The 20913-nt window shown below is 66.2% G+C and carries 23 protein-coding genes; 19 read left to right on the top strand and 4 right to left on the bottom strand.

Translation table 11 applies throughout. The features are described 5' to 3' along the window. Positions 1–30 precede the first annotated feature (30 nt). Positions 31–1197 carry an N-acetylglucosamine-6-phosphate deacetylase gene (gene nagA / locus BQ7106_RS06190; protein ID WP_072373048.1) on the top strand — a complete coding sequence of 389 codons (1167 nt, stop codon included), beginning with the start codon at positions 31–33 and terminating at the stop codon, positions 1195–1197. A 9-nt stretch (positions 1198–1206) separates the two neighbouring features. Further along, the gene (locus BQ7106_RS06185) at positions 1207–1920 is read left to right on the top strand and encodes an SIS domain-containing protein (protein WP_072373045.1); all 714 of its coding nucleotides are present in this window, start codon (positions 1207–1209) and stop codon (positions 1918–1920) included. 96 nt (positions 1921–2016) lie between these two features. Here the strand turns inward: BQ7106_RS06185 and lacB are convergent, their stop codons facing one another. The 3 genes from lacB to BQ7106_RS06170 form a co-directional block, all read right to left on the bottom strand. Then, positions 2017–2538: a galactose-6-phosphate isomerase subunit LacB gene (gene lacB / locus BQ7106_RS06180; RefSeq protein ID WP_072373042.1), complete on the bottom strand. Its 522-nt coding sequence runs from the start codon at positions 2536–2538 to the stop codon at positions 2017–2019. Between the two features lie 39 nt (positions 2539–2577). Further along, the gene (lacA, locus tag BQ7106_RS06175; RefSeq protein ID WP_072373039.1) at positions 2578–3006 is read right to left on the bottom strand and encodes a galactose-6-phosphate isomerase subunit LacA; all 429 of its coding nucleotides are present in this window, start codon (positions 3004–3006) and stop codon (positions 2578–2580) included. Positions 3007–3150: 144 nt separating this feature from the next. Continuing rightward, the gene (locus tag BQ7106_RS06170; RefSeq protein ID WP_072375374.1) at positions 3151–3915 is read right to left on the bottom strand and encodes a DeoR/GlpR family DNA-binding transcription regulator; all 765 of its coding nucleotides are present in this window, start codon (positions 3913–3915) and stop codon (positions 3151–3153) included. 377 nt (positions 3916–4292) lie between these two features. On the opposite strand from BQ7106_RS06170, the gene BQ7106_RS06165 reads away from it, so the two are divergent. The 10 genes from BQ7106_RS06165 to BQ7106_RS06120 all read left to right on the top strand — a co-directional run bounded on the left by BQ7106_RS06165 (position 4293) and on the right by BQ7106_RS06120 (position 13389). Beyond that, entirely contained in the window at positions 4293–4730 is a 438-nt protein-coding gene (locus BQ7106_RS06165) for a PTS sugar transporter subunit IIA (protein ID WP_072373036.1), read from the top strand. Between the two features lie 84 nt (positions 4731–4814). Further along, a complete protein-coding gene (locus BQ7106_RS06160; protein WP_072373032.1) occupies positions 4815–5303 on the top strand; it encodes a PTS sugar transporter subunit IIB in 489 nt (162 codons plus the stop codon). Between the two features lie 84 nt (positions 5304–5387). Next, positions 5388–6197: a PTS mannose/fructose/sorbose/N-acetylgalactosamine transporter subunit IIC gene (locus BQ7106_RS06155; RefSeq protein ID WP_072373028.1), complete on the top strand. Its 810-nt coding sequence runs from the start codon at positions 5388–5390 to the stop codon at positions 6195–6197. Beyond that, complete coding sequence (locus BQ7106_RS06150; RefSeq protein WP_072373023.1) at positions 6197–7030, top strand: PTS system mannose/fructose/sorbose family transporter subunit IID; 834 nt, start codon at positions 6197–6199, stop codon at positions 7028–7030. The genes BQ7106_RS06155 and BQ7106_RS06150 overlap by 1 nt, the downstream gene beginning before the upstream one ends. Before the next feature lie 72 nt (positions 7031–7102). Next, positions 7103–8617 carry a sulfatase-like hydrolase/transferase gene (locus tag BQ7106_RS06145; RefSeq protein ID WP_072373020.1) on the top strand — a complete coding sequence of 505 codons (1515 nt, stop codon included), beginning with the start codon at positions 7103–7105 and terminating at the stop codon, positions 8615–8617. Positions 8618–8692: 75 nt separating this feature from the next. Beyond that, positions 8693–9787, top strand: coding sequence for a radical SAM/SPASM domain-containing protein (locus BQ7106_RS06140; RefSeq protein WP_072373016.1), 1095 nt, complete (start codon positions 8693–8695; stop codon positions 9785–9787). 52 nt (positions 9788–9839) lie between these two features. Further along, positions 9840–11327 (top strand): arylsulfatase, encoded by a 1488-nt coding sequence (locus BQ7106_RS06135; protein WP_072373013.1) that lies wholly within the window; start codon positions 9840–9842, stop codon positions 11325–11327. Positions 11328–11378: 51 nt separating this feature from the next. Further along, the gene (locus BQ7106_RS06130) at positions 11379–12017 is read left to right on the top strand and encodes a hypothetical protein (protein ID WP_072373010.1); all 639 of its coding nucleotides are present in this window, start codon (positions 11379–11381) and stop codon (positions 12015–12017) included. Between the two features lie 53 nt (positions 12018–12070). Next, a complete protein-coding gene (locus BQ7106_RS06125) occupies positions 12071–12859 on the top strand; it encodes a sulfite exporter TauE/SafE family protein (protein WP_072373006.1) in 789 nt (262 codons plus the stop codon). A 62-nt stretch (positions 12860–12921) separates the two neighbouring features. After that, positions 12922–13389, top strand: coding sequence for a hypothetical protein (locus tag BQ7106_RS06120; RefSeq protein WP_129583810.1), 468 nt, complete (start codon positions 12922–12924; stop codon positions 13387–13389). 34 nt (positions 13390–13423) lie between these two features. On the opposite strand, the gene BQ7106_RS06115 is transcribed toward BQ7106_RS06120, so the two are convergent. Next, positions 13424–14161, bottom strand: a complete 738-nt coding sequence (locus BQ7106_RS06115) for a DeoR/GlpR family DNA-binding transcription regulator (protein ID WP_072373000.1) — start codon at positions 14159–14161, stop codon at positions 13424–13426. Positions 14162–14328: 167 nt separating this feature from the next. On the opposite strand from BQ7106_RS06115, the gene BQ7106_RS06110 reads away from it, so the two are divergent. From BQ7106_RS06110 to BQ7106_RS06080, 7 genes are all read left to right on the top strand, one after another. Continuing rightward, on the top strand, positions 14329–14817 hold the full coding sequence (locus BQ7106_RS06110; protein WP_072372997.1) for a PTS sugar transporter subunit IIB: 489 nt from the start codon (positions 14329–14331) through the stop codon (positions 14815–14817). Positions 14818–14837: 20 nt separating this feature from the next. After that, positions 14838–15620, top strand: a complete 783-nt coding sequence (locus BQ7106_RS06105) for a PTS mannose/fructose/sorbose/N-acetylgalactosamine transporter subunit IIC (protein WP_072372994.1) — start codon at positions 14838–14840, stop codon at positions 15618–15620. After that, a complete protein-coding gene (locus BQ7106_RS06100) occupies positions 15613–16413 on the top strand; it encodes a PTS system mannose/fructose/sorbose family transporter subunit IID (protein WP_072372991.1) in 801 nt (266 codons plus the stop codon). The genes BQ7106_RS06105 and BQ7106_RS06100 overlap by 8 nt, the downstream gene beginning before the upstream one ends. Before the next feature lie 9 nt (positions 16414–16422). Then, positions 16423–16833 (top strand): PTS sugar transporter subunit IIA, encoded by a 411-nt coding sequence (locus BQ7106_RS06095; RefSeq protein ID WP_072372988.1) that lies wholly within the window; start codon positions 16423–16425, stop codon positions 16831–16833. Positions 16834–16841: 8 nt separating this feature from the next. Beyond that, positions 16842–18311 carry a sulfatase gene (locus BQ7106_RS06090; protein WP_072372985.1) on the top strand — a complete coding sequence of 490 codons (1470 nt, stop codon included), beginning with the start codon at positions 16842–16844 and terminating at the stop codon, positions 18309–18311. 208 nt (positions 18312–18519) lie between these two features. Further along, positions 18520–19326 (top strand): MurR/RpiR family transcriptional regulator, encoded by an 807-nt coding sequence (locus tag BQ7106_RS06085; protein WP_072372982.1) that lies wholly within the window; start codon positions 18520–18522, stop codon positions 19324–19326. Between the two features lie 170 nt (positions 19327–19496). Then, positions 19497–20885 (top strand): sulfatase family protein, encoded by a 1389-nt coding sequence (locus tag BQ7106_RS06080; RefSeq protein WP_072372978.1) that lies wholly within the window; start codon positions 19497–19499, stop codon positions 20883–20885. Positions 20886–20913: the final 28 nt, after the last annotated feature.

Here is a 20913-nt window from a genome sequence, read left to right as displayed (position 1 = left end):
CGCACCGCTCGAGACCAGAGGAGATTCATCATGAGCACCTTTGCCATCAGGGCCGACCGATTCGTTCTTCCGGGCGCCACCATGCAGGGAGGCTACCTCACCGTGACCGACGGCGTCTTCGGAAGCTGGTCGGCGGAGGAGCCCGACTGCGAGATCCGCGACCTCACGGGCTGCACCGTGGCCCCCGGCCTCGTGGACACGCACATCCACGGCTTCTTCAACCACGCCACCACCGACCGCGAGGCGGAGGGCATCAACGCCTCGAGCCTCGAGCTCGCCCGTCGCGGCACCACCTGCTGGCTTCCGACCACCTTCACCGAGTCGATCGATCAGATCGCGGGCTCCTGCGCCGCGATCGCCAAGGCCGACGAGAGCCGCGGCGACGACTTCCTCGGCGCGCGCATCGGCGGCATCTACCTCGAGGGCCCCTTCTTCACGATGAAGCACGTGGGCGCCCAGAACCCCGCCTACCTCATCGACCCCTCCGTTGAGGTGTTCGAGGGCTGGCAGGAGGCGGCAGGCGGCCGCATCGTCAAGAGCGCGCTCGCCGCGGAGCGCGACGGCGCCTGCCCGTACTGCGCGGCGCTCGACGCGATGGGCGTGGTGACCTCCATCGGCCACTCCGACGCCACCTACGACCAGACCCTCGCCGCCGTGAACGCCGGCGCGAGCTGCTTCGTGCACACCTACAACGGGCAGCGCGGGCTTCACCACCGCGACCCCGGCGTGACCGGTGCGGCCATGACCACCAAGAACACCTACGCCGAAATCATCTGTGACGGTCGCCACGTCGTGCCCGCCGCCATCAAGGCGCTCGTGGACGCCAAGGGCTGGGAGCACACGGTGCTGATCACGGACTGCCTGGGCTGCGGCGGCATGCCGGAGGGCGACTACATGTCCGGTGGCCTGCCCGTGGTCATGAAGGGCGGGCTGTGCTACCTCAGGAACGAGGACGGCACCACCGGCTCCATCGCGGGCTCGGTCCTCACGCTGGCCGAGGGCGTCAAGAACATGGTGGACTGGCAGATCGTGACGGCGGACCAGGCCATTCGCATGGCCACCGAGGTCGCGGCCCGCTCCGCGCGCATCGACGACCGCTTCGGCTTCATCAAGCCGGGCAGGCTCGCCGACATGACGGTCTTCAACGCGGACATGACGCTCGCGACCACCTTCGTCGGCGGCGTCGAGGTCAAGTAGGGGGCGACCATGACGAGCACGGCCGAGCGTTTCAAGGCGGAGGTGCTGCGCAGGCTCGACACGGTCATCGACGGCCAGGAGGACGCGCTCCACGATGCTGCGACCATCTTTGCCGACACCATCGAGCGGGGAGGCATCATCCGCGCCTTTGGCTCTGGCCACAGCCACGCCAACGCGCTCGAGATCTGCGGGCGCGCAGGCGGCTACATCCAGACCAAGGTGGTGCGCGAGCCGGCATGGGGCATCTACGAGATGATCGACGGCGTGGGGGACCAGTTCTGGCTCAAGCTCGACCTGCGCCCCGAGGACTGTCTCGTCGTGATCTCGAACTCCGGCCGCAACCCGCTGCCGGTCGAGCTGGCCCTTCACGCCCGCGAGGCCGGCGTGAAGGTCATCGCGGTGACGGCGCGCGAGGTCTCCGCCGCGGGCACCTCGCGCTCCAAGACCGGAAAGCGCCTCTTCGAGTGCGCCGACGTGGTGCTCGACAACAAGTCCTCGTTCGGCGACGCGGCGCTCGAGGTCGAGGGGATTCCCACGCGCGTGGGCGGCACCTCGCTCTACACCGGGTGCCTCCTCCTCGACTGCGCCGTCATGGAGTCGCTCGACATCCTGGTCGAGCGCGGCGTCCAGCCGCCGCTGTTCATGAGCGCCAACGTCGACGGCGGCCCTGAGTTCAACCAGCGCCTCCTCGACAGGTTCAAGGACCGCCTGGCGGAGTACTAGCTCACGCGTGGCCGTGCCCGGGCGTCGCTACAGAAGGGCGCCCGGCGGCGTGCGGCCACCGGGCGCCAATTGCGCGTGGAGAAGAACCTCGGCTCGCTAGTCGTGATACTCGCCGCGGTCCCACTTCTCGAGGAACTCGTCGAAGAAGTGCGGGTCGGCCTGGGCAGCAGCGTCGCATCCGGCCTCGACGGCGTCGATCTTCGCGACGAGCGCGTCGCGCTCGGGCGTGGGCTGGTAGCTTGCGGCGAGGAACGCGTCGACGATGTCGGCGATGAGGAACTCGCCGGTGATCTTTCCGCCGAAGCCGATGACGTTGGCGTTCAGGCACTCACGTGCGTGCACCGCGGTGGACATGTCGCGGACGAGCGCGCAGCGGGCGCCCGGGACCTTGTTCACCGAGTTGGTGATGCCGACCCCCGTGCCGCACATGACGACGCCGGCGTCCGCCTCGCCCGAGGCGACCTTCTCGCCCACCGCCTTGCCGTAGATGGGGTAGTGGGTGCGGGCGTGGTCGTAGGTGCCGCAGTCGATGACGGTGTGGCCGCACGCCTTGAGGTGGTCGGAGATGGCCATCTTCTCGTTGGTGACGATGTGATCGCAGCCGATTGCGATGATCATGATGTGTCCTCTCTGGTCGCAGGTGATGACTCGGGGCCGCTAGGCCATCTTGTTCAGCATGTCCACGCGAATCTGGTGGCGACCACCGGCGTAGGGCTCAGAGAGGAACTCGCGCACGATGCCGCGGGCGATGGCGTCGCCGACCACGGCAGAGCCCATCGTGATGAGGCGCGCGTTGTTGTGCTGGCGCGTCATGAAGGCGGAGCGCTCGTCGGAGCACTCGCACGCGACCATGCCCTTGACCTTGCAGGCTGCCATGTAGGAGCCGTCTCCGTAGAGGTCGAAGGCAAAGCCGAGGCTGTCGGGGTTCTCGAGCAGGTCGTGGGCGACGGCTAGCGTGGAGTCCACGAAGTCTGCGGCAGGCTCCTCGCTCTTGTCGACGACCTCGTGGCCGAGCTCGAGGAGGTAGGCCTTGACGGTCTCCTTGAGCGGCATGCCCTCTGCGTCAGATCCGATGACGATTCTCATGAGTGCGGTCCCTTCTCGCGTGCTGTGCGATACGAACAAACGCCACTGACAACTTTAGAACACTTTCGAACAATGTGAAGCGAGGATGTTGCGGTTTCGGGCGCCTTCCGGCACCATTCTGCGCGACGTCGGCTGCGGATGAGCCTACAGCAAGACGTTGCAGCACGAGCGCAGCTGCTCGAGGTACTCGTCGCTGATGCCGGGGTCGGTGATGACGGTGTCGTCCGGGTCGAGGTCGTGGAACGAGTAGAAGCCGCGCATGTCCATCTTGCTCCAGTCGGCGAGGACGAAGCGCTCGTCTGCTCGCTCGAGCGCGATTTGGTAGAGCCTCCCGGCATCGAAGTAGGAGGTGTAGAGCGAGCCGTCCTGGATGCCGTTGACCCCGATGAAGGCCTTGTCGAAGCCGAGCGACTCGAGCGCGCCCTCCGCGAGCGGGCCCATGAAGGTGCCGGAGTGATGGCGGAAGGTCCCGCCGATGAGGATGACCTCTCGGATGTCTCCGTCGGCAAAGAGGTTGAAGATGGGGAGGCTGTTCGTGACGATGCGCAGGGGGACGGTCGGCAGGCACTGCGCGGCGAGCTCGACGGTGGTGCTCGACCCGAGGAAGATGGTGTCGCCCTCGCGCACCTGCGTCGCGGCGATCTCGGCGATGTGGCTCTTCTCGTCGATGTGGAGGAGCTGGCGCTCGAGGTGGGAGGGCTCGCAGATGAGCGAGCGACCCATCGTGGCGTCCGTGGTCTTGGCCCCGCCCCTGAAGCGGACGATGCGCCCCTCCTCGGAGAGCTCCATGAGGTCACGGCGCACGGTCATGTCCGAGACGCCGAGGATGTCGGCGATCTCGCGCACGGTGACGGTGCCGCGGGCGCGGCACATCTCGACGATGGTGTCATGTCGTTCGTTCTTCAGCATCTTCACGCCCCAAGGGTCTGCGCGCGGAGCGATCGCATCACACATACATATGAACATAATAGGTGGGCCTCTGTGCGCGTTTCGACGAAACAGCCAAGCGAATCCGCAAGCGGGGCAGTTGCGGGACGAATTCCTTACACGGCGCTCACGCAAGCGACGCTTGCCGATGAAAATCGACCGCTCGGTGAGGTCGCATCACCAAATCGTCAAATCAGACTGGGTTGGCGCTGATCGAGGTCTATAGTTCAATCGAACAGAAACAAACAAACAACTGCGCATTTCAGTGCGTTTGAGAGGGAAAGATGATTGTTAGCGCTATCAATCCCTCTCGTTTCTGTTCGTAGCGGACGTCTCACGAACAAACAAGGGAGAGCAGCATGAGGGTTGGCGTGATCGTTGCGAGCCACGGAGAGTTTGCGAGGGCGGCGCTCGGCAGCGTTGAGATGGTTGCTGGCCCCCAGGAGGACGTGCGCGCCCTCGCCCTGACCGCCGACAAGTCGGCGGAGACCTTCGAGTCGGAGTTCGCGCAGGCCTATGACGAGCTCAAGGCCGACTGCGAGCTTATCGTCACGATCTGCGACATCCACGGCGGGACCCCCTTCAACGTCATCTCGCGCAGCATGCTCAGGGGCATGGACATGGTGGCCTTCACGGGACTCAGCCTCCCGGTGCTCATCGAGCTTCTCCTCTCGCGCGACCAGGCTGGCAGCGCCGACGAGATTCGCCAGCTCATCGAGGCCGCGCACGCCCAGACCCTCGCTGAGATCAAGGTCGAGATGAAGTCGGACGACGACGAGGACGACCTCGACCTCTAGCCCCGGCATGACGCCCGCGGCGGGGAAGGGACCGCGCGCGGGCTCCTCGGTACGCGCACGAAGGAAAGAGAAAGGGAGAAGAACATGGCACTCAAGATCGCTGACATCGACGACCGCCTCATCCACGGGCAGCTTGCCTCCACCTGGATTCCCGACCTGGGCATCGAGTCCGTCATCATCGTCGACGACAAGGTCGCCAACGACCCCGTCCAGAAGTCCGTGGCGGGCCTCGCCGTCCCCAAGGTCAAGGTCTCGGTCTTCGGCGTCGACAAGTTCATCGACGTCCTCAAGAAGACGACGCTCAAGAAGGTGACGATGGTGCTCTTCACCAACCCCATCGACGCCCTCAAGATGCACGAGAACGGACTTCCGTTCGACTACCTCAACGTCTCCGGCATGCGCTTCAACGACCAGCGCACCCGCCTGCACAAGAACATGTCCGTGACTCCCGAGGAGCGCGCGGCCTTCGAGAAGCTCATCTCGATGGGCGTGGAGTGCTGGATGCAGCCCACCACGCGCGATCCCAAGGTCTCCGTCGCCGATCTTCTGAGCGGCGCGCACGCGGGGGAGTAGGCGCCTAGGGCACCTTCGGCGCCGAGGGGGGCGCCGTCAGCAACAGCGACGTCATTCGTTCGCAGTTAGTCAGAAGGAGGAAGAATGTTCCAAGCACTTCTGCTCGCCATCTGGGCCGGTCTTTGTACCTGGGACCAGTTTGGCCCGCACCTCGGCTTCAGGAAGCCGCTGCTCGCCTCGGTCGGCGTTGGCATCATCCTCGGTGACATGACCACCGCCATCATGATCGGCGCCACGATGGAGCTCATGTGGCTCGGCGTCAACAACATCGGCGCCTACGTGCCGCCTGACGTCATCTCCGGCACCATCGTGGGTGCGGCCCTCGGCATCATGTCCGGCGGCGACTCCGCGAGCGCCATCGCCCTGGCCGTCGCCATCGGCATCCCCACCGCCACCCTCGTCCAGCAGCTCAACATCCTCGTGATGACCACCAACATCACCTGGCTGCACGGCGCCGACAAGGCGGCGGAGTCCGGCAACTTCAAGTCGATCAACAAGTACTTCTGGGCCGGCGGCGTCAGCTTCTTCCTGACCCGCGCCATCCCGGTCTTCATCGCCACGGGCGTCGGCTCGTTCGTGGTCGAGGACATCATGGCCTTCCTGCAGAACCAGGTGCCGTGGGTTCTCTCCGCCTTCTCCACCGCCGGTGGCATGATGCCCGCCGTCGGCCTTGCGATGCTGCTCACCATGATGATGAAGAAGAACATGTGGATCTTCCTCATCTGTGGCTTCGTGCTCGCGGCCTTCCTCAAGGTTCCGACCATCGGCATCGCCCTCGTGGCCGCCGCTGCCGCCGGCTTCTACGACTTCGTCGTCGAGAGCGGCAAGAAGTCCCAGGCCACCGCAGCTGTCGCAGCCCCTGCCAGCGACGAGGACGAGGAGTATGATCTCTAATGGGTAAGATCTCTAAGAAGACGCTCAACAAGGTCCTTCTCAGGACCCAGGCCTGCCAGTTCGCCCACAACTACGAGCGCATGCAGTCCCTGTCGCTCACCTACTGCATCTCTCCGGTCCTCGAGGAGCTCTACAAGGACGCCCCCAAGGAGGACCGCGTCAACGCGATGAATCGCTACCTCGAGTACTTCAACACGCACCCCATCGCCATCCCGTTCATCCTCGGCATCGCCACCGCGGTCGAGGAGAACACCGACGAGGAGCACAAGGACACCGTCACCGCGATCAAGACCTCGCTCATGGGCCCCTTCGCCGGCATCGGCGACTCGCTGCTCAACCTCACGTGGTTCCCGATTGCCGGCTCCATCGGCGCCTCCCTGTGCGTGAGCAACGGCTCCATCATCGGCCCCATCGTCATGTTCCTGCTCATCAACCTGCTGTACTGGCCGCTCAAGTACTTCGGTCTGCACAAGGGCTACGAGTCCGGCATGGCGCTCGTCGACAAGTTTGGCGTCGAGGTCTTCGACCGCCTCGGTGACGCCGCCAACGTCCTCGGCGTCATGGTCACCGGCGGCCTGATCGCCACCACGGTCAAGCTCTCCACGGCCATCCAGTTTGCCTTCGACGAGGGCGACCCGCTCGTGCTCCAGACCCAGCTCGACTCCGTCCTGCCGTGCCTGCTGCCGATCATCGTCACCTTCATCTGCTACCGCCTGCTCAAGAAGGGGCAGGGCAAGAACTCTGCCCAGATCATCCTCGGCATCATCGCCGTGTGCCTGGTGCTCTTCGCCCTGAACTACTACATCCCCGGCTTCCCCAAGATCTTCGCGTAGGAAGCGGACCCTTTCTCGGCGCCCCGTCCACCCCTCTGGGCGGGGCGCTTCGCTCTAGAGCATGGAGGAGCTATGAGGACCATTCTCGTTCTGATGGACACCCTGCGCCGCGACGCGCTCTCGTGCTACTGCCCGGAGCGCAGCGCCCGCACTCCTAACCTCGAGGCGTTCTCGCAGGACTCCGTCGTCTTTGACAACCACTGGATCGGCTCTGCGCCGTGCATGCCCGCCCGTCGCGACATCATGTGTGGTCGCTACAACTTCCTCGAGCGCCCCTGGGGACCCATCGAGCCCTTCGACGTGACGCTCGTCGACCGCCTGCGCGCCGGGGGCGTCTACACCTGCATCAAGACGGACCACTGCCACTATGCCCGCACCGGGGGAGAGGGCTACCTGCAGCTCTTCAACACCTGGGAGCTCTTCCGCGGGCAGGAGGGCGACCCGTGGGTGAGTCGCATCGACGAGCCGGACAACATGCCCGAGACGTTCTACGGGCGCGTGCGCGAGCAGTATCAGAAGAACCGCGAGAAGTGGCCCAACGAGGAGGACATGCCCTCTCCGAGGACCTTCCGCGCCGCGTGCGACTTCATCGACCAGAACGCCGGCGACGACGACTTCTTCCTCATGGTGGAGGCGTTCGACCCGCACGAGCCCTTCGACGTGCCCGACAGCTACATGGACGAGTACGGCGGCGCCGGTGAGCTCGACCGCGACTACTTCGAGATTCCGCCCTACCGGCGCGTCTCGGACACCGACATCCCGGAGGGGGCCGTCGACTACGTGCAGCGTCGCTACAAGGCGCTCGTCACGATGACCGACCACTGGTTCGGCACGCTGATCGACAAGCTCAAGGAGCGGGACATGTACGAGGGGACCATGGTCATCGTGACCACGGACCATGGCTACTTCCTCGGCAGCCGCGACTACCTCGGCAAGAACTACATGCACCTCTACAACGAGATGGCGCACCTGCCCCTCATCGTGAAGTTCCCGAACGGCGAGCGCGCCGGCGAGCGCGCCCACCAGCTCACCCAGGCCATCGACCTCATGCCGACGGTGCTCGAGGCGCACGGGTGCCCCGTCCCCAACACGGTCACCGGCACCTCGCTCATGCCGCTCATGAGCAACCCCGAGGCGTCCACGCGCGAGTACGGCCTCTATGGCGTGCACGCCATGACCGTCAACGTGACCGACGGCCGCTACACCTACTTCCGCGCCCCCGTCCCGGGCAACCAGCCCTGCTACGAGTACGCGGCGATCCCCCACACCATTCGCAAGAAGATGGGCACCGACTGCGTCGACAAGATCGAGATGGGCCGCTTCCTCACGTGGACCGACTACCCGGTGTATCGCTTTCCGTGCGCCAAGCCGGCGAACATCGACCAGCGCGAGGACTGCCTCGAGGAGGTCCACGAGACCAAGCTCTTCGACCTCCAGGCGGACTACGCGCAGGAGCACGACCTCGTCGGGGTCGATGCCGCGGCCGAGGAGCGCATGATCGAGCTGCTGAGGCGCGGCCTCGCCGAGCACGACGCCCCCGCGGAGCAGCTCGTCCGCCTCGGGCTTGACACGGACGTCAGGTTGTAGTGTCAACTTGTTGTGTCAGCTTGACCACGATGGGCGAGGGCCCCGCATCGGTGGGGCCCTCGCGCGGGGGTTCGCATGAAGTACATCAGCTTCCTCATAAAGCCGGCGTCGAGCGCCTGCGACATGCGGTGCTCGTACTGCTTCTACCGTGACGTCGCGGACCATCGCGCGCACGCGGTGAGGGAGCGGATGAGCGAGCGGACCATGCGCGCGCTCGTCGACCGGGCGCTCGCCCTTGGCGACGACGCCCAGGTGACCTTTGCGTTCCAGGGCGGCGAGCCCACGCTCGCGGGAATCGAGTTCTTCCGCGCCTTCACGGACTACGTCGACGAGCGGCGCACCAACCAGCACGTGAGCTACGCCCTTCAGACCAACGCCCACACGCTCACGCCCGAGTGGGCGGCCCTCTTCCGCGAGCACGGCTTCCTCGTGGGCGTCTCCGTGGACGCGTACCGCGAGCTGCACGACTCCCTGCGCCGCGACGTGTCGCTCGGCGGCACGCACGCGCGCGTCATGGAGTCGGTGGGGATGCTGCGCGACGCCGGCGTCGACTTCAACGTCCTCACGGTGCTCTCCGCCCAGCTCGCCCGTCACCCGCAGCGCGTGTTCAAGTTCTATCAGCGCGAGGGGATCGACTACGTTCAGCTCATCCCGTGCCTCGCCGGCTTCGACGGCGAGGGCGCGGAGTACGCCCTCACGCCGCGCGCGTTCTTCTCGTTCTATAGGACATTCTTCGACCTGTGGCTTCGTGAGGTCCGCGCAGGGCACGTGATGTCGGTCGGGCTCTTCGACAACATCATGCAGATGTCGCTGGGCCAGTATCCCCAGGCCTGCGGCATGCTCGGCCGATGCGCCCCGCAGTTCGTGGTCGAGAGCAACGGCGACGTCTACCCCTGCGACTTCTACGCGCTCGACGAGTACCGCTGCGGGAACGTGCGCGAGGACTCCCTCGAGGCCATGGCGACCTGCGAGCCCATGCGCGCGTTTCTCGCCGAGCCGAGGAGGCCCTGCTCCGCATGCTCCGACTGCCCCTTCGAGGGCATCTGCCACCGCAACTGCAAGCGCCTGAACGCGTCCTACTACGATGACGACTACTGCGGCTACCGAGCGTTTCTCGAGCACGCGTACGAGCCCCTCGCGCGCGTGGCCCGCATGCTCGTGAGCCGATAGGACCGGAACGGGCCCCGCGAGGGGGCGCCCGCCCGCTGAGGAAAGGAGACACATGGCAACCGACACCGACGACTGCCTCGAGAGCCGTCGTCCCAACGTGGTCCTGATCGTGTGCGACCAGTTCCGCGGGGACTGCCTTGGGTACGCGGGGCACCCCGACGTGAAGACCCCCTATCTCGACACCCTCGCGGCGCAGGGAACGTTCTTCGAGAACGGCTACTCGGCGTGCCCGAGCTGCATCCCGGCCCGCGCCTCGCTGCTCACCGGCAAGACGCCGCGCCACGCCGGGCGCGTGGGCTACCAGGACGGCATCGCCTGGCGCTACGACCACATGATGGCGGAGGAGTTCTCCGAGGCGGGGTACCAGACCGCCTGCGTGGGCAAGATGCACGTGCACCCGCCCCGCCTGGCCTGCGGCTTCCAGACCCTGCGCCTGCACGACGGCTACATCGGCCACTATCGCAAGGCCAACCTCCCGCACTGGATGCACCAGGACGTCTCCGACGACTACCTGCGCTTCCTGCGCGCCGAGCTCGGGCCCGCCGCCGACGTCAACGGCACGGGCGTCGAGAACAACTCCTGGATCGCGCGCCCGTGGGTCTACGAGGAGCGCCTGCACCCCACCAACTGGGTCGTCGACGAGTCGATCCGCTTCCTCGAGACGCGCGACCGCACCCGCCCGTTCTTCCTCATGGCGAGCTTCGTGCGCCCGCACCCGCCCTTCGACGCGCCCGCTGCCTACTACCAGCCCTATCTCGACCGCGAGCTGCGCGAGCCGGCGCGCGGCGACTGGGACGACGAGGACGCCACCGAGCGCGACGGCATGGTCCTCGACAGCCCGCACGGCTGTCGCGACGCCACGCTGCGCCACGAGGCCATGGCGGGCTACTACGGCTGCATCACGCACATCGACCACCAGATCGGCCGCCTCATCACCTCGCTCGAGAACGACGAGACCTACGAGAACACCATCGTGCTCTTCACGGCGGACCACGGCGAGATGCTCTTCGATCACTGCACGTTCCGCAAGGTCCTCCCGTACGAGGGCAGCGCCCACGTGCCCTTCATCGTTCGCGTCGGGTCCAAGGTGCTGCCGGGCGGGCGGCCCCGCCCGCGCACGTCCGATGCCGTCGTCGACCTCATGGACGTCATGCCCACCCTGCTCGACCTCGCGGGCGTCGAGGTGCCCGAGGGGGTGGACGGCTCCTCGCTCAGGGGGGAGATCACGGGCGAGAAGGACCTCGGGCGCGCGTACGTCCACGGCGAGCACTCGCGCGACTACGAGCAGTCCAACCAGTACATCGTCACGAGTCACGACAAGTACGTCTGGTTCACGCAGAGCGGGGTCGAGCGCTACTTCGACCTCGACGCGGACCCGCGCGAGGAGCGCGACCTCTCCGGGGACCCGGCGTATGCCGAGCGCGTGGCCGAGCTCCGTGCGATACTCATAGAGGAGCTGCGCGACCGTGAGGAGGGCTACGTCCAGGACGGCGGGCTCGTCGTGGGAAGGAAGCCTCGGGTCGTGCTCGAGCAGTGCTAGAGTGCTAGGACGGGCGCCCCGGGGACGGGGCGCCCCCATGAGGAGGAACGTATGGACGTGCAGCTGGTTGGCATCATCCTGGTGGCGATCTGCGTCATCTCCCTCGTGTACACCGAGGTGCAGAAGCGCCTGGTGTTCTCGAGGTACCAGACGCTCTTCTCGCAGGGCGACTTCGAGGGGTGCGTGCGCCTGCTCGACCGCCCCGTGATCAAGCTCATCTACCCCAAGTACAACCAGCTCTACATGCGTCTCAACGCGCAGATGTGCCTCGAGAACGAGCAGGAGACCCGCCGCATCATCGAGGAGATGCTCGCCCTCAGGACCACCGCGGAGCAGCGTCAGGTCCTGCTGCTGCGCGCGTTCAACTTCTTCGTGGAGCAGGAGGACTACGGCCGCGCCAAGGGGCTGCTCGACGAGCTTCGCGGCATGGAGGGCCTCCCCGCCGAGCAGCTCGAGGAGTGCGAGCGCACCTATCGGATCTTTGCCGAGAAGAGCTCCGCCTACATCAAGCAGATGGAGGCGAGGCTGGGATCGGCGAAGGGGGGCGAGCGCAACACCCTGCTCTACCTGCTCTCGGTGCAGTACGAGAACCGGGGTGACACGCGACGCGCCAACGAGTACCTCGAGCAGGTGAGGAGCGCCTTCGAGTCCGCCGTCCCCGCCGACCGCGAGGAGCCCGCGGACTCGTGACGGGCCCGCTCCCGCACGCCGCGCGTTAGCCCACAAGAGGAAGGTCGTCACCCATGCAAGTGCTCGTGCTTCTCGTCAGCTTCTTCGCCTGCACCGTCGGGGCCATCTGCGGCATCGGCGGGGGCATCATCATCAAGCCGGTTCTCGATGCCACGGGCGTGGCCGACGTGGCCACGATCAACTTCCTCTCGGGGTGCACGGTCCTCTCGATGACGCTCTACTCGGTCCTCAAGGCCAAGATCTCCGGCACCTCGACGATCGACCCCAAGACCGACACCCCGCTCGCCATCGGCGCCGCGGTGGGCGGCCTTGCCGGAAAGGAGCTCTTCTCGCTGGTGGCGGGGCTCTTCCCCGACCCCAACACGGCAGGCGCGGTGCAGGCGGGCCTGCTCCTGGCGATCACGCTGGGGACCCTGGCCTACACGATCTACAAGGAGAAGATTCCCACGCTCAAGATCGAGTCCGCGGTGGCGTGCCTGGTCATCGGCTTCGCCCTGGGCGTGTGCTCCTCGTTTTTGGGCATCGGCGGCGGCCCCATCAACCTCGTGGTGCTCTTCTACTTCTTCACGATGGCCACCAAGCGCGCCGCGTCGAGCTCGCTCTACATCATCCTGTTCTCTCAGGCGACGAGCACGGCGAGCTCGCTTCTCTCCGGGGGCTCGGAGGGCGTCGACCTGGTGCTGCTGGCGGCCATGGTGGTCTGCGGCATCCTGGGCGGCGTCGTGGGCCGCAAGGTCAACGCCAAGATCGACGACAAGACCGTGGACAAGCTCTTCATGGGCCTCATGGTGCTGATCATCCTCATCAACGCGTACAACATCTACAAGTTCGCCCTTGCGTAGCGCGTCGTGCGACGTGGCGCAGGGGGGCTCGGCGCGTCGCTGTGCGCCGGATTGGAGGCACCGTGCTTGACTCGATTCCGGGAGGTCTTCCGCTCGTGATGGGCGTGCTCGCGGCCGCCGTGCTCGCGTATGCCGTCTACCTGCTCATCGACCAGAACGGCAGCATCGTCTACGAGGTCCCGCGCACGGCGGCGCGCTTCGTTGCGCCCGCGATCTTCGTTGGGGCGGCGGTCGTCAACTACTTCGCGGGGGGCCGAGGCCCCGAGCAGCTGGGCGTGGGGGCGGTGCTGCTGGCATTTGCGGCGCTCATGCTCGTCGCGCGCACGGGGGTCGGTCGTGCCGGGATCTACGCGGACGGCGTTCGCCGCGCGTGGGCGCGCATCGACGAGGTGAGCGTCACCGCGCTCGAGGGAGGGGCAGGCGCGCGCGTGACCTGGGGCGCCCGCGGCTCGTCGCGCGACCTCGACCTGCCCGGCGCGGACCCGGACGAGGTGCGCGAGTTCGTGCGCGAGATGCGCCGCTCGCACTAGCGGCTCGGAGCGCGGCAGGCGCGTTGGCGCGTCGCTAGGGGCGCACGACGACGATGCGGTCGTCCCGCTCGCATGTGGGATTGTCGGTGATGAGCGTCGCCCCCTCGTGACTCAGGAAGTCCGAGTGGTACATGGCGGTGAGCCCGAACTTGGAGGCGTCCGCGAGCACGTAGGTGTGCCGGCTCAGCTCGAGCGCCGCCTCCTTGATTTCGTACTCGCTCTGGTCGGCGGAGAGGATCCGCAGGTCACTGCCTATCCCGCCCGCGCCGATGAACGAGCGGTCGAAGTGATACGCGCGCATGAGCCGTACGGTCTCCGCGCCGCCCAGGCATCGCGTTCGCGTGCGCAGGAAACCGCAGAGCAGAAACGTCCGAATCCCACGGCGGTGGAGGGACTCGGCGTGGGGGAGGCTGTTGGTGATGACCGAGATGCTGGCCTCCTCGATGAACTCGATCATGCTGTAGGTCGTTGACCCGCCCCCGATGAAAACGAGTTCGTTGGGGGCGAGCATCCTCGCCGCCTCCTGGCCGAGCAGTCGCTTCTCCTCGCTGTGCATGGCCTGCTTCTGCCGCATCGAATACTCGGCCACCTCGCTGCCAATTTTGACGCCGCCGTGGTAGCGCTCGATGACGCCCTCCTCGGCCATCCGCGCGAGGTCGCGCCGAATGGTCGTCGGGGCCGCGTCCACGATCTTCTCGATCTCGTGAAAGGACAGCTGGTTGCAGAAGGCCAGCTCCCCCAGGATGATCTGCTTGCGCTCTTCGTAGCTCATGTGACCCCCGTTCTTCAGCTAGCTATAGTGTACCCGGAATGGGCGTTTCGTGAATTGCAAATAACCAAATATAACCATTTACCGACCATTTTTCGGCTATTTGCAACGGATTGACTACCCTCATCTCAGGTGATCGTACGGGACGGTCACAAGGAGAGGAGGAAGGTATGCGCATAGCCCTGTCACGAATCGACAACCGCCTGTTACACGGCGTGGTCGCCACGCAGTGGGCTCCGCACACGGGCGCCCAGCGAATCATGGTCGTGGACGACGAGACCGCGGGCAACGAGATAGCCAAGTCGAGCATGCGTCTCGCGCGTCCCGCCGGGACGGCGATCTCGATCATCTCGCTCGAGACGGCGCTCGAGAACTTCCGCGCGAACAAGTACGCCGGGCAGAGCATCTTCATCATCGCAAGGGAGCCCGGGACCCTGCGCGCCCTCGTTGAGGGGGCGGGGGTGCCCATCAAGGAGGTGGACGTGGGCGCCACGGCACAGCGCGAGGCGGGCGGTGACGTCGTCGAGGTCAACCGCCGCGTCACGCTCGACGCTCTCGAGCGCTCCGACCTGCGCTACCTCGCGGACCACGGGGCCAGGGTCTACGCCCAGTACCTGCTGTCCGAGAAACCCCAGCCCCTTGACGACCTGCTCTCGTAGCATCGAGGAAAGGATGACGTATGCAACTCGCACTGTGGCAGAGCATCGCGCTCATCGTGTTGGCGGGGCTCGTCCCCGTCGATAAGTACGGGATGACCTTCGGCCTGCGCTGGCCGGTCATCACGTCGGTCTTCGCCGGCCTCATCGTCGGTGATATGGCAACCGCCCTCTACATCGGGGGCACGCTCCAGCTCATGAGCCTGGGCATCGCCTCCGTGGGCGGGTCGAGCATCCCCGAGTACGGCGTCGGCGCCGTCGTCGCCGTCGCCATCGCGGCGACGAGCGGTGGCGGGGTGGAGGCGGGCCTTGCCATCGGCATCCCGGTCGCCATGCTCATGGTCCAGTTCGACGTCCTCGCAAAGATCGCGTGCGGCGGCCTGGTGCAGTACGCCCAGAAGCTCGCTAACGACCGCAACTTCAAGGGGATGTACGCGACGCTGCTCTGCGGCCCCGTCCTCATGTTCCTGACGGCCGCGGTCCCCATGGCCATCGCGGTCTTCGTGGGCGGCGACATGGTCAACGCCGTGCTCAACGCGCTTCCGGCGTGGTTCACCGGCGGACTCACCGTCGCCTCGAAGATGCTGCCCGTCGTGGGCGTGGCCCTGCTGCTCACCTACATGCCGGCGTCCAAGTTCTTCGCCGCGGTCATGCTCGGCTTCGTCCTGGTCGCCTACTTCAGCATGTCCATGCTCGGCGTCGCCCTCGTGGGCGTGATCGTCTGCCTCGTCTACTGGGGCTACTGCGCCGACAAGTCTGCCTCGTCCGCCAACAACACCGTGATGGGAGAGCTCGAAGATGAGTAACGAGACCAAGCTCACCAAGGCCGACCTCCGCCGCGCGGCCCTTCGCTGGATGCCCATGGCGGTCAACACCTTCTCGTATCAGTACCAGCAGGCCGGTTCGGTCGTCTTTGCCCTCGGCCCCGCCCTGCGCAAGATCTACCAGAGCGACGACGAGTACGTCGAGGCGCTGAACAACCACTTCAACTACTTCAACGCCCACCCATGGATGGCAAACCTCGTCCTGGGGGCAGCGCTCGGCATCGAGGACGAGGGCGGCATCGCCGCGAAGGAGGCCGTGCAGGGCTTCAAGGTCGCCCTCATGGGGCCGATGGCGGGCATCGGCGACTCGCTCATCTGGGTGCTCTACCCCACCATCATGGGGTCGATCGCGGGGAGCCTCGCGCTGCAGGGCAACATCTCGCTCACGCTCATCTGGCTCGCGCTCAACATCGCCTTCATGTTCGTCCGCGTCTGGATGTTCGAGTTTGGCTACACCTCGGGCACCAAGCTCATCAGCATGCTCGGCGACAGGGTCAGCATGCTCACCGAGACCCTGGCGATTCTGGGTCTGGTCGTGGGCGGGGCGCTCATTCCCTCCGTCGTCAAGATCACGACCCCGCTCACCTTCACGGCGGGCGAGTCTGTGACGGAGATCCAGTCCATCCTCGACCAGATCTTCCCGTTCCTGCTGCCCGTGCTCGCGACGTTCGTGTGCTACCGTCTCGTCAAGGGCAATAAGGTCTCCATCAGCGTTCTCATCCTCATCATCGTCGTGATCTCCATGGTGTGCGCGGCGTTCGGGATCCTGAGCTAGGGGAGCGGCATGAGAAACATCGTCATCGCCTCGCATGACCGGCTTGCCCAGGGGCTCGCGGACACGCTCCGCTTCGTGACGGGGTACGACTCCGCTCACGTGCTCTGCGCCTACGTCGACCCCGCAGAGGACGACCTCGCGGAGCGCGTGGCCGGGCTCATGGCCTCCCTCGACCCAGAGGGGGAGACGTTCGTCTTCACGGACATGCTCGGCGGCAGCGTCACGCAGCGCTTCTTTCCCTACATGGGCGAGCGCGTCCACCTCATCTGCGGCATGAACCTGCCGCTCGTGCTCGAGGTGGCGCTTGCGGGACCCGAGCCCTTCTCGCCCGAGCGGGTCGACGAGCTGGTCGCGGGAGCCCGGGATGCCATCGTCTACGTCAACGACCTCGAGGCGGACAGCCTCGACGAGGATGAGTAGGAGGCGTCGTGAGAACCATTGTCGTCCTGATGGACACTCTGCGCCGCGACTTCCTGAGCTGCTACAACCCCGCCACGAGCTGCATGACGCCCAACATCTCGCGCTTTGCCGAGGAGTCCTGCCGCTTCGACAGCCACTTCGTGGGGTCCATGCCCTGCATGCCGGCCCGCCACGACCTCTTCTGCGGGCGAACCAACTTCCTGGAGCGCAGCTGGGGGCCAATCGAGATCGGTGACGTCACCCTCCCCAAGGTGCTCTTCGAGCGCGGCGGGGTGCGCTCCCACATGATCACGGACCACGCGCACTACTTCAGGATCGGTGGCGAGAACTACTGTCAGCAGTTCAACACCTACGAGTTCTTCCGCGGGCAGGAGAGCGACCCATGGGTATCGCTCATCGACGACCCCTGGGAGCCCGAGCGCTACTTCGGCGACGTCAAGCGCCAGTACCAGTGCAACCGCACGCGCATTACGCGCGAGGAGGAGTTCTCCAGCGTGGAGTGCTTCGAGGCGGCAAAGCGCTGGGTCGACGACAACCGCGGGGCCGAGGACTTCATGCTCATGGTCGAGACCTTCGACCCGCACGAGCCCTTCAACGTGCCGCGGGACTACCTCGACCTCTACGGCGACGACTACGACGGCCCGTTCTTCGAGCTGCCGCGCTATCACCGTCGCGACGAGGAGACGGATGCCGCCATGGCGCACCTGCTCCGTCGCTACCAGGCGCTCGTCACGATGACCGACCGACACTTCGGCGACTTCATCGACCACCTCAAGAAGGCGGGGATGTACGACGACGCGCTCATCGTCCTCACGACCGACCACGGCTACTGCTTCGGCGAGCGCGAGTACATCGGCAAGAACTACATGCCCGCCTACAACGAGATTGCCAACATTCCGCTCATCGTGCACTTCCCGGGCGGCGCGCACGCGGGGGAAGTGCGCTCGGAGCTCACTCAGAACATCGACCTCATGCCGACGATTCTCGACTACCAGGGGGTCGATGTGCCCGAGACCGTCATGGGCCGCTCCCTCAGGGCGGTGGCCGAGAGGGGCGAGGCGATTCACGACTATGCCCTCTACGGCACGTTCGGGTGCGCGGTGAACGTGACGGACGGGCGCTACACGTACTTCCGCGGGGGGCGCGACCAGACCAGGTGCCACGAGTACACCACGAGCCTCACCACGATTCGCGACTGGCTCGGCAGGGGCAGGGGCGACCAGATCGAGGCGGGTCGCTTCCTGCCACGCGTGCCCTATCCGGTCTATCGCGTCCCGAGCGGCCCCGAGGCCCTCGTCAAGGACGGTGGGGCGCACGCGAACGAAGACCACCTCTTCGACCTGGAGCTCGACCCCGGTCAGACGACGGAGGTCGAGGACGAGGCGGTGCGCGCCCGGATGGAGGGGCTGCTCGTTCGCGCCATGCGCGAGGCGCAGGCGCCGGACGACCAGTTCGCCCGCCTGGGGCTGGACGCATAGCCCCTCCGCTCGACGCGATCTGCGGCCGCGCCCCTCTCGACAAACCCTCGAGAGGGGCGGCCGACCTTCCCTCCGCGCCGAGAAGGAGCCCTTGACGAAAAGAGGTCCTTCTCGCGGCCCTTTTTTGCCAGAGGCTCCGTCTCGACGTTTGCGCCACGCGGCTCGCCGTGCGACGATACGTCTCGGAAACGAGCGAGGCGGGAGACACATGGCAGACGGACCGATCGAGCGGCTCAGGGCGCACCTTGGGGACTTCACCCCCTCGGAGGAGGCAGCCGCGCACTACTTCATCGAGCACCCGACCTCGGTGGTCAACAAGACCATCGCCGCGGTGGCCCGCGAGGCGGGCCTCAGCTCGACCGCCATCATGCGCATGTGCCAGCGGATAGGTTACAGCGGCTACGCGGAGTTCCGCTTCTGCATGAACCGCCAGCTCCTCTCGCACGGCGCTGACGCGGACGAGGGCGCGGACGTGGGCGGGGAGCTCTCGTCCCACGACAACCTCGCCAACGCCTACTCCGCCTATCTCAGGAAGACGACGGACGGGCTGGACAAGGCGCAGCTCGCGCGGTTCGCGCGCCTCATCCTGAACGCGCGCCGCATCAGCATCTGGGGCGCCAACCGCACCTACGAGAGCGTCAAGCAGCTCTCGCTGCGGCTCTTCCGTATTGGCATCTTCAACCAGACCACCTCGGACGAGCAGGTCATGGACGACATCTCGACCATCCTCGGGCCGGGGGACCTCTGCATCGTCATGTCCATGAACGGGCGCGGGAGCAAGTCGTACGGAACGCTCATGTCGTCGCTCGTGGAGCGCGGCTGCGACGTGCTGCTCGTGACGATGAACCCCAAGCTCCCCTTCATCAAGAGCGCCTCCGAGGCCGTGGTTCTCCCTTGGATCAGCAGCGACTACGCTGCCGGTCTCCTCGAGGACCAGATCATCGTGTTCATGTACGTGGAGTGCCTGCTCAACGAGATCGCGCACCTGCTCGATGGGGGAGAGGGCCGGTCGTAGAGCCGGGGGCGCCCTAATCTGAAATTAATTCCGCATTCACATAACGTTCACGGAATAAATTCTACCATTGAGCGGAACACGTTCCACTCATGTGTTGGAATTTGTTCCAAGGCCTCTAGCATGGACGAGTAACGTGCACCATCTCGTCCCGCGCGACCGAAGGAGCCAGCGTGAACGTTCTCTACCTGCACACCCATGACACGGGACGCGTGATCTCCCCCTACGGCTACGCCGTCGAGACTCCCCGCATCCAGGAGTTCTGTGAGGATGCGATGCTCTTCCAGCAGGCGTTCTGCGTGGCGCCCACGTGCTCCCCGAGTCGCGCGGGCCTGCTCACGGGCACCTACCCGCACCAGAACGGCATGCTCGGCCTCGCGCAGCGCGGGTTTCACATCGACGGGTCGCGCCACCTCGCGCGCCTGCTCGCGCACGAGGGCTTCCTCAGCGTGCTCTGCGGCGTCCAGCACGAGGTCGGCTACTACACCGACCACCAGCTCGCCCCGGAGGCCCTCGGCTACGAGGAGGACCTCACGGCCGACGCCGCGGGGTACGCCGAGAAGGACCTTGTGGTGTGGGACCGCAGGAACGCCGAGCGCCTGGCGGAGTGGATCAGGTCCTATGACGGGGAGCGCCCGTTCTTCGTCTCGTTTGGCCAGCACGCGACGCACCGGGCGTGGCCCGATGCCGACCCCGGCGTCGCCGACTACGCCCAGCCGCCGGTGAACATCCCCAACAACGAGGTGACGCGCGCCGACTACGCGTGCTTCAAGAAGAGCGTCTCCATGGCCGACGCCAACTACGGGTTCGTGCTCGACGCGCTGCGCGAGAGCGGCCGCTACGAGGACACCATCGTCGTGCTCACCACGGACCACGGGCTGGCCTACCCGTTCGAGAAGTGCACGCTGCTCGACGCGGGCACGGGGGTGCTGCTCGCCATGCGCGTGCCGGGCTCCCGCGCGCAGGGTCGCAGCTTCGACGGGCTCGTCTCGCACATCGACGTGGTGCCGACCCTCCTTGACCTGCTCGGCATCGAGCTGCCCGACTATCTCGAGGGTACCAGCCACGCGGGCATCTTCCGCGGCGAGCAGGACCCGGGCGACGACGCGGTCTACGCGGAGATCAACTTCCACACCTCCTACGAGCCCGTGCGCTCCGTTCGCACCGCCCGATACAAGTACCTGCGCTTCTTTGACACGGGCTGGCTGCGCCTCAACCAGTCGAACATCGACGGGTCGATCGTGAAGAACTACTACGAGGAGAACCTCGGCCTCGCCGACGTCACCAAGGACGCCGAGTGCCTCTACGACCTGGCCTACGACACGTTCGAGACTAACAACGTTGCGGAGGACCCGCGCTACGCGGACGTGCTCGACGAAATGCGCGCGCGGCTCGACGACTTCATGCGCCGCACCGGCGACCCGCTGCTCGAGGGCCCGATTCGCATCCGCCCCGAGTGGAAGGTGAACCGCCGCGAGTGCGTGGCGGCGGGGTCCAAGGACCCCGCGGACTACGAGAGCCTCGGCGAGCACTTCTCGGTGCGCGAGCGGGGCATGGCCTAGGGGCCATCGGCTGCCGCGTGGCGGCCGT

This window comes from Thermophilibacter mediterraneus (assembly GCF_900119385.1).
In the GTDB taxonomy this organism is placed as follows: domain Bacteria; phylum Actinomycetota; class Coriobacteriia; order Coriobacteriales; family Atopobiaceae; genus Thermophilibacter; species Thermophilibacter mediterraneus.
The sequence above is the reverse complement of the archived record's forward strand: the minus strand, read 5'-3'. Positions and strand labels throughout refer to the sequence as shown.

Excerpts from the sequence above, each read along its gene's own strand:
- nagA (WP_072373048.1), top strand. The coding sequence starts at position 31 with ATGAGCACCTTTGCCATCAGGGCCGACCGATTCGTTCTTCCGGGCGCC.
- BQ7106_RS06185 (WP_072373045.1), top strand. The coding sequence starts at position 1,207 with ATGACGAGCACGGCCGAGCGTTTCAAGGCGGAGGTGCTGCGCAGGCTC.
- lacB (WP_072373042.1), bottom strand. The coding sequence starts at position 2,538 with ATGATCATCGCAATCGGCTGCGATCACATCGTCACCAACGAGAAGATG.
- lacA (WP_072373039.1), bottom strand. The coding sequence starts at position 3,006 with ATGAGAATCGTCATCGGATCTGACGCAGAGGGCATGCCGCTCAAGGAG.
- BQ7106_RS06170 (WP_072375374.1), bottom strand. The coding sequence starts at position 3,915 with ATGCTGAAGAACGAACGACATGACACCATCGTCGAGATGTGCCGCGCC.
- BQ7106_RS06165 (WP_072373036.1), top strand. The coding sequence starts at position 4,293 with ATGAGGGTTGGCGTGATCGTTGCGAGCCACGGAGAGTTTGCGAGGGCG.
- BQ7106_RS06160 (WP_072373032.1), top strand. The coding sequence starts at position 4,815 with ATGGCACTCAAGATCGCTGACATCGACGACCGCCTCATCCACGGGCAG.
- BQ7106_RS06155 (WP_072373028.1), top strand. The coding sequence starts at position 5,388 with ATGTTCCAAGCACTTCTGCTCGCCATCTGGGCCGGTCTTTGTACCTGG.
- BQ7106_RS06150 (WP_072373023.1), top strand. The coding sequence starts at position 6,197 with ATGGGTAAGATCTCTAAGAAGACGCTCAACAAGGTCCTTCTCAGGACC.
- BQ7106_RS06145 (WP_072373020.1), top strand. The coding sequence starts at position 7,103 with ATGAGGACCATTCTCGTTCTGATGGACACCCTGCGCCGCGACGCGCTC.
- BQ7106_RS06140 (WP_072373016.1), top strand. The coding sequence starts at position 8,693 with ATGAAGTACATCAGCTTCCTCATAAAGCCGGCGTCGAGCGCCTGCGAC.
- BQ7106_RS06135 (WP_072373013.1), top strand. The coding sequence starts at position 9,840 with ATGGCAACCGACACCGACGACTGCCTCGAGAGCCGTCGTCCCAACGTG.
- BQ7106_RS06130 (WP_072373010.1), top strand. The coding sequence starts at position 11,379 with ATGGACGTGCAGCTGGTTGGCATCATCCTGGTGGCGATCTGCGTCATC.
- BQ7106_RS06125 (WP_072373006.1), top strand. The coding sequence starts at position 12,071 with ATGCAAGTGCTCGTGCTTCTCGTCAGCTTCTTCGCCTGCACCGTCGGG.
- BQ7106_RS06115 (WP_072373000.1), bottom strand. The coding sequence starts at position 14,161 with ATGAGCTACGAAGAGCGCAAGCAGATCATCCTGGGGGAGCTGGCCTTC.
- BQ7106_RS06110 (WP_072372997.1), top strand. The coding sequence starts at position 14,329 with ATGCGCATAGCCCTGTCACGAATCGACAACCGCCTGTTACACGGCGTG.
- BQ7106_RS06105 (WP_072372994.1), top strand. The coding sequence starts at position 14,838 with ATGCAACTCGCACTGTGGCAGAGCATCGCGCTCATCGTGTTGGCGGGG.
- BQ7106_RS06100 (WP_072372991.1), top strand. The coding sequence starts at position 15,613 with ATGAGTAACGAGACCAAGCTCACCAAGGCCGACCTCCGCCGCGCGGCC.
- BQ7106_RS06095 (WP_072372988.1), top strand. The coding sequence starts at position 16,423 with ATGAGAAACATCGTCATCGCCTCGCATGACCGGCTTGCCCAGGGGCTC.
- BQ7106_RS06085 (WP_072372982.1), top strand. The coding sequence starts at position 18,520 with ATGGCAGACGGACCGATCGAGCGGCTCAGGGCGCACCTTGGGGACTTC.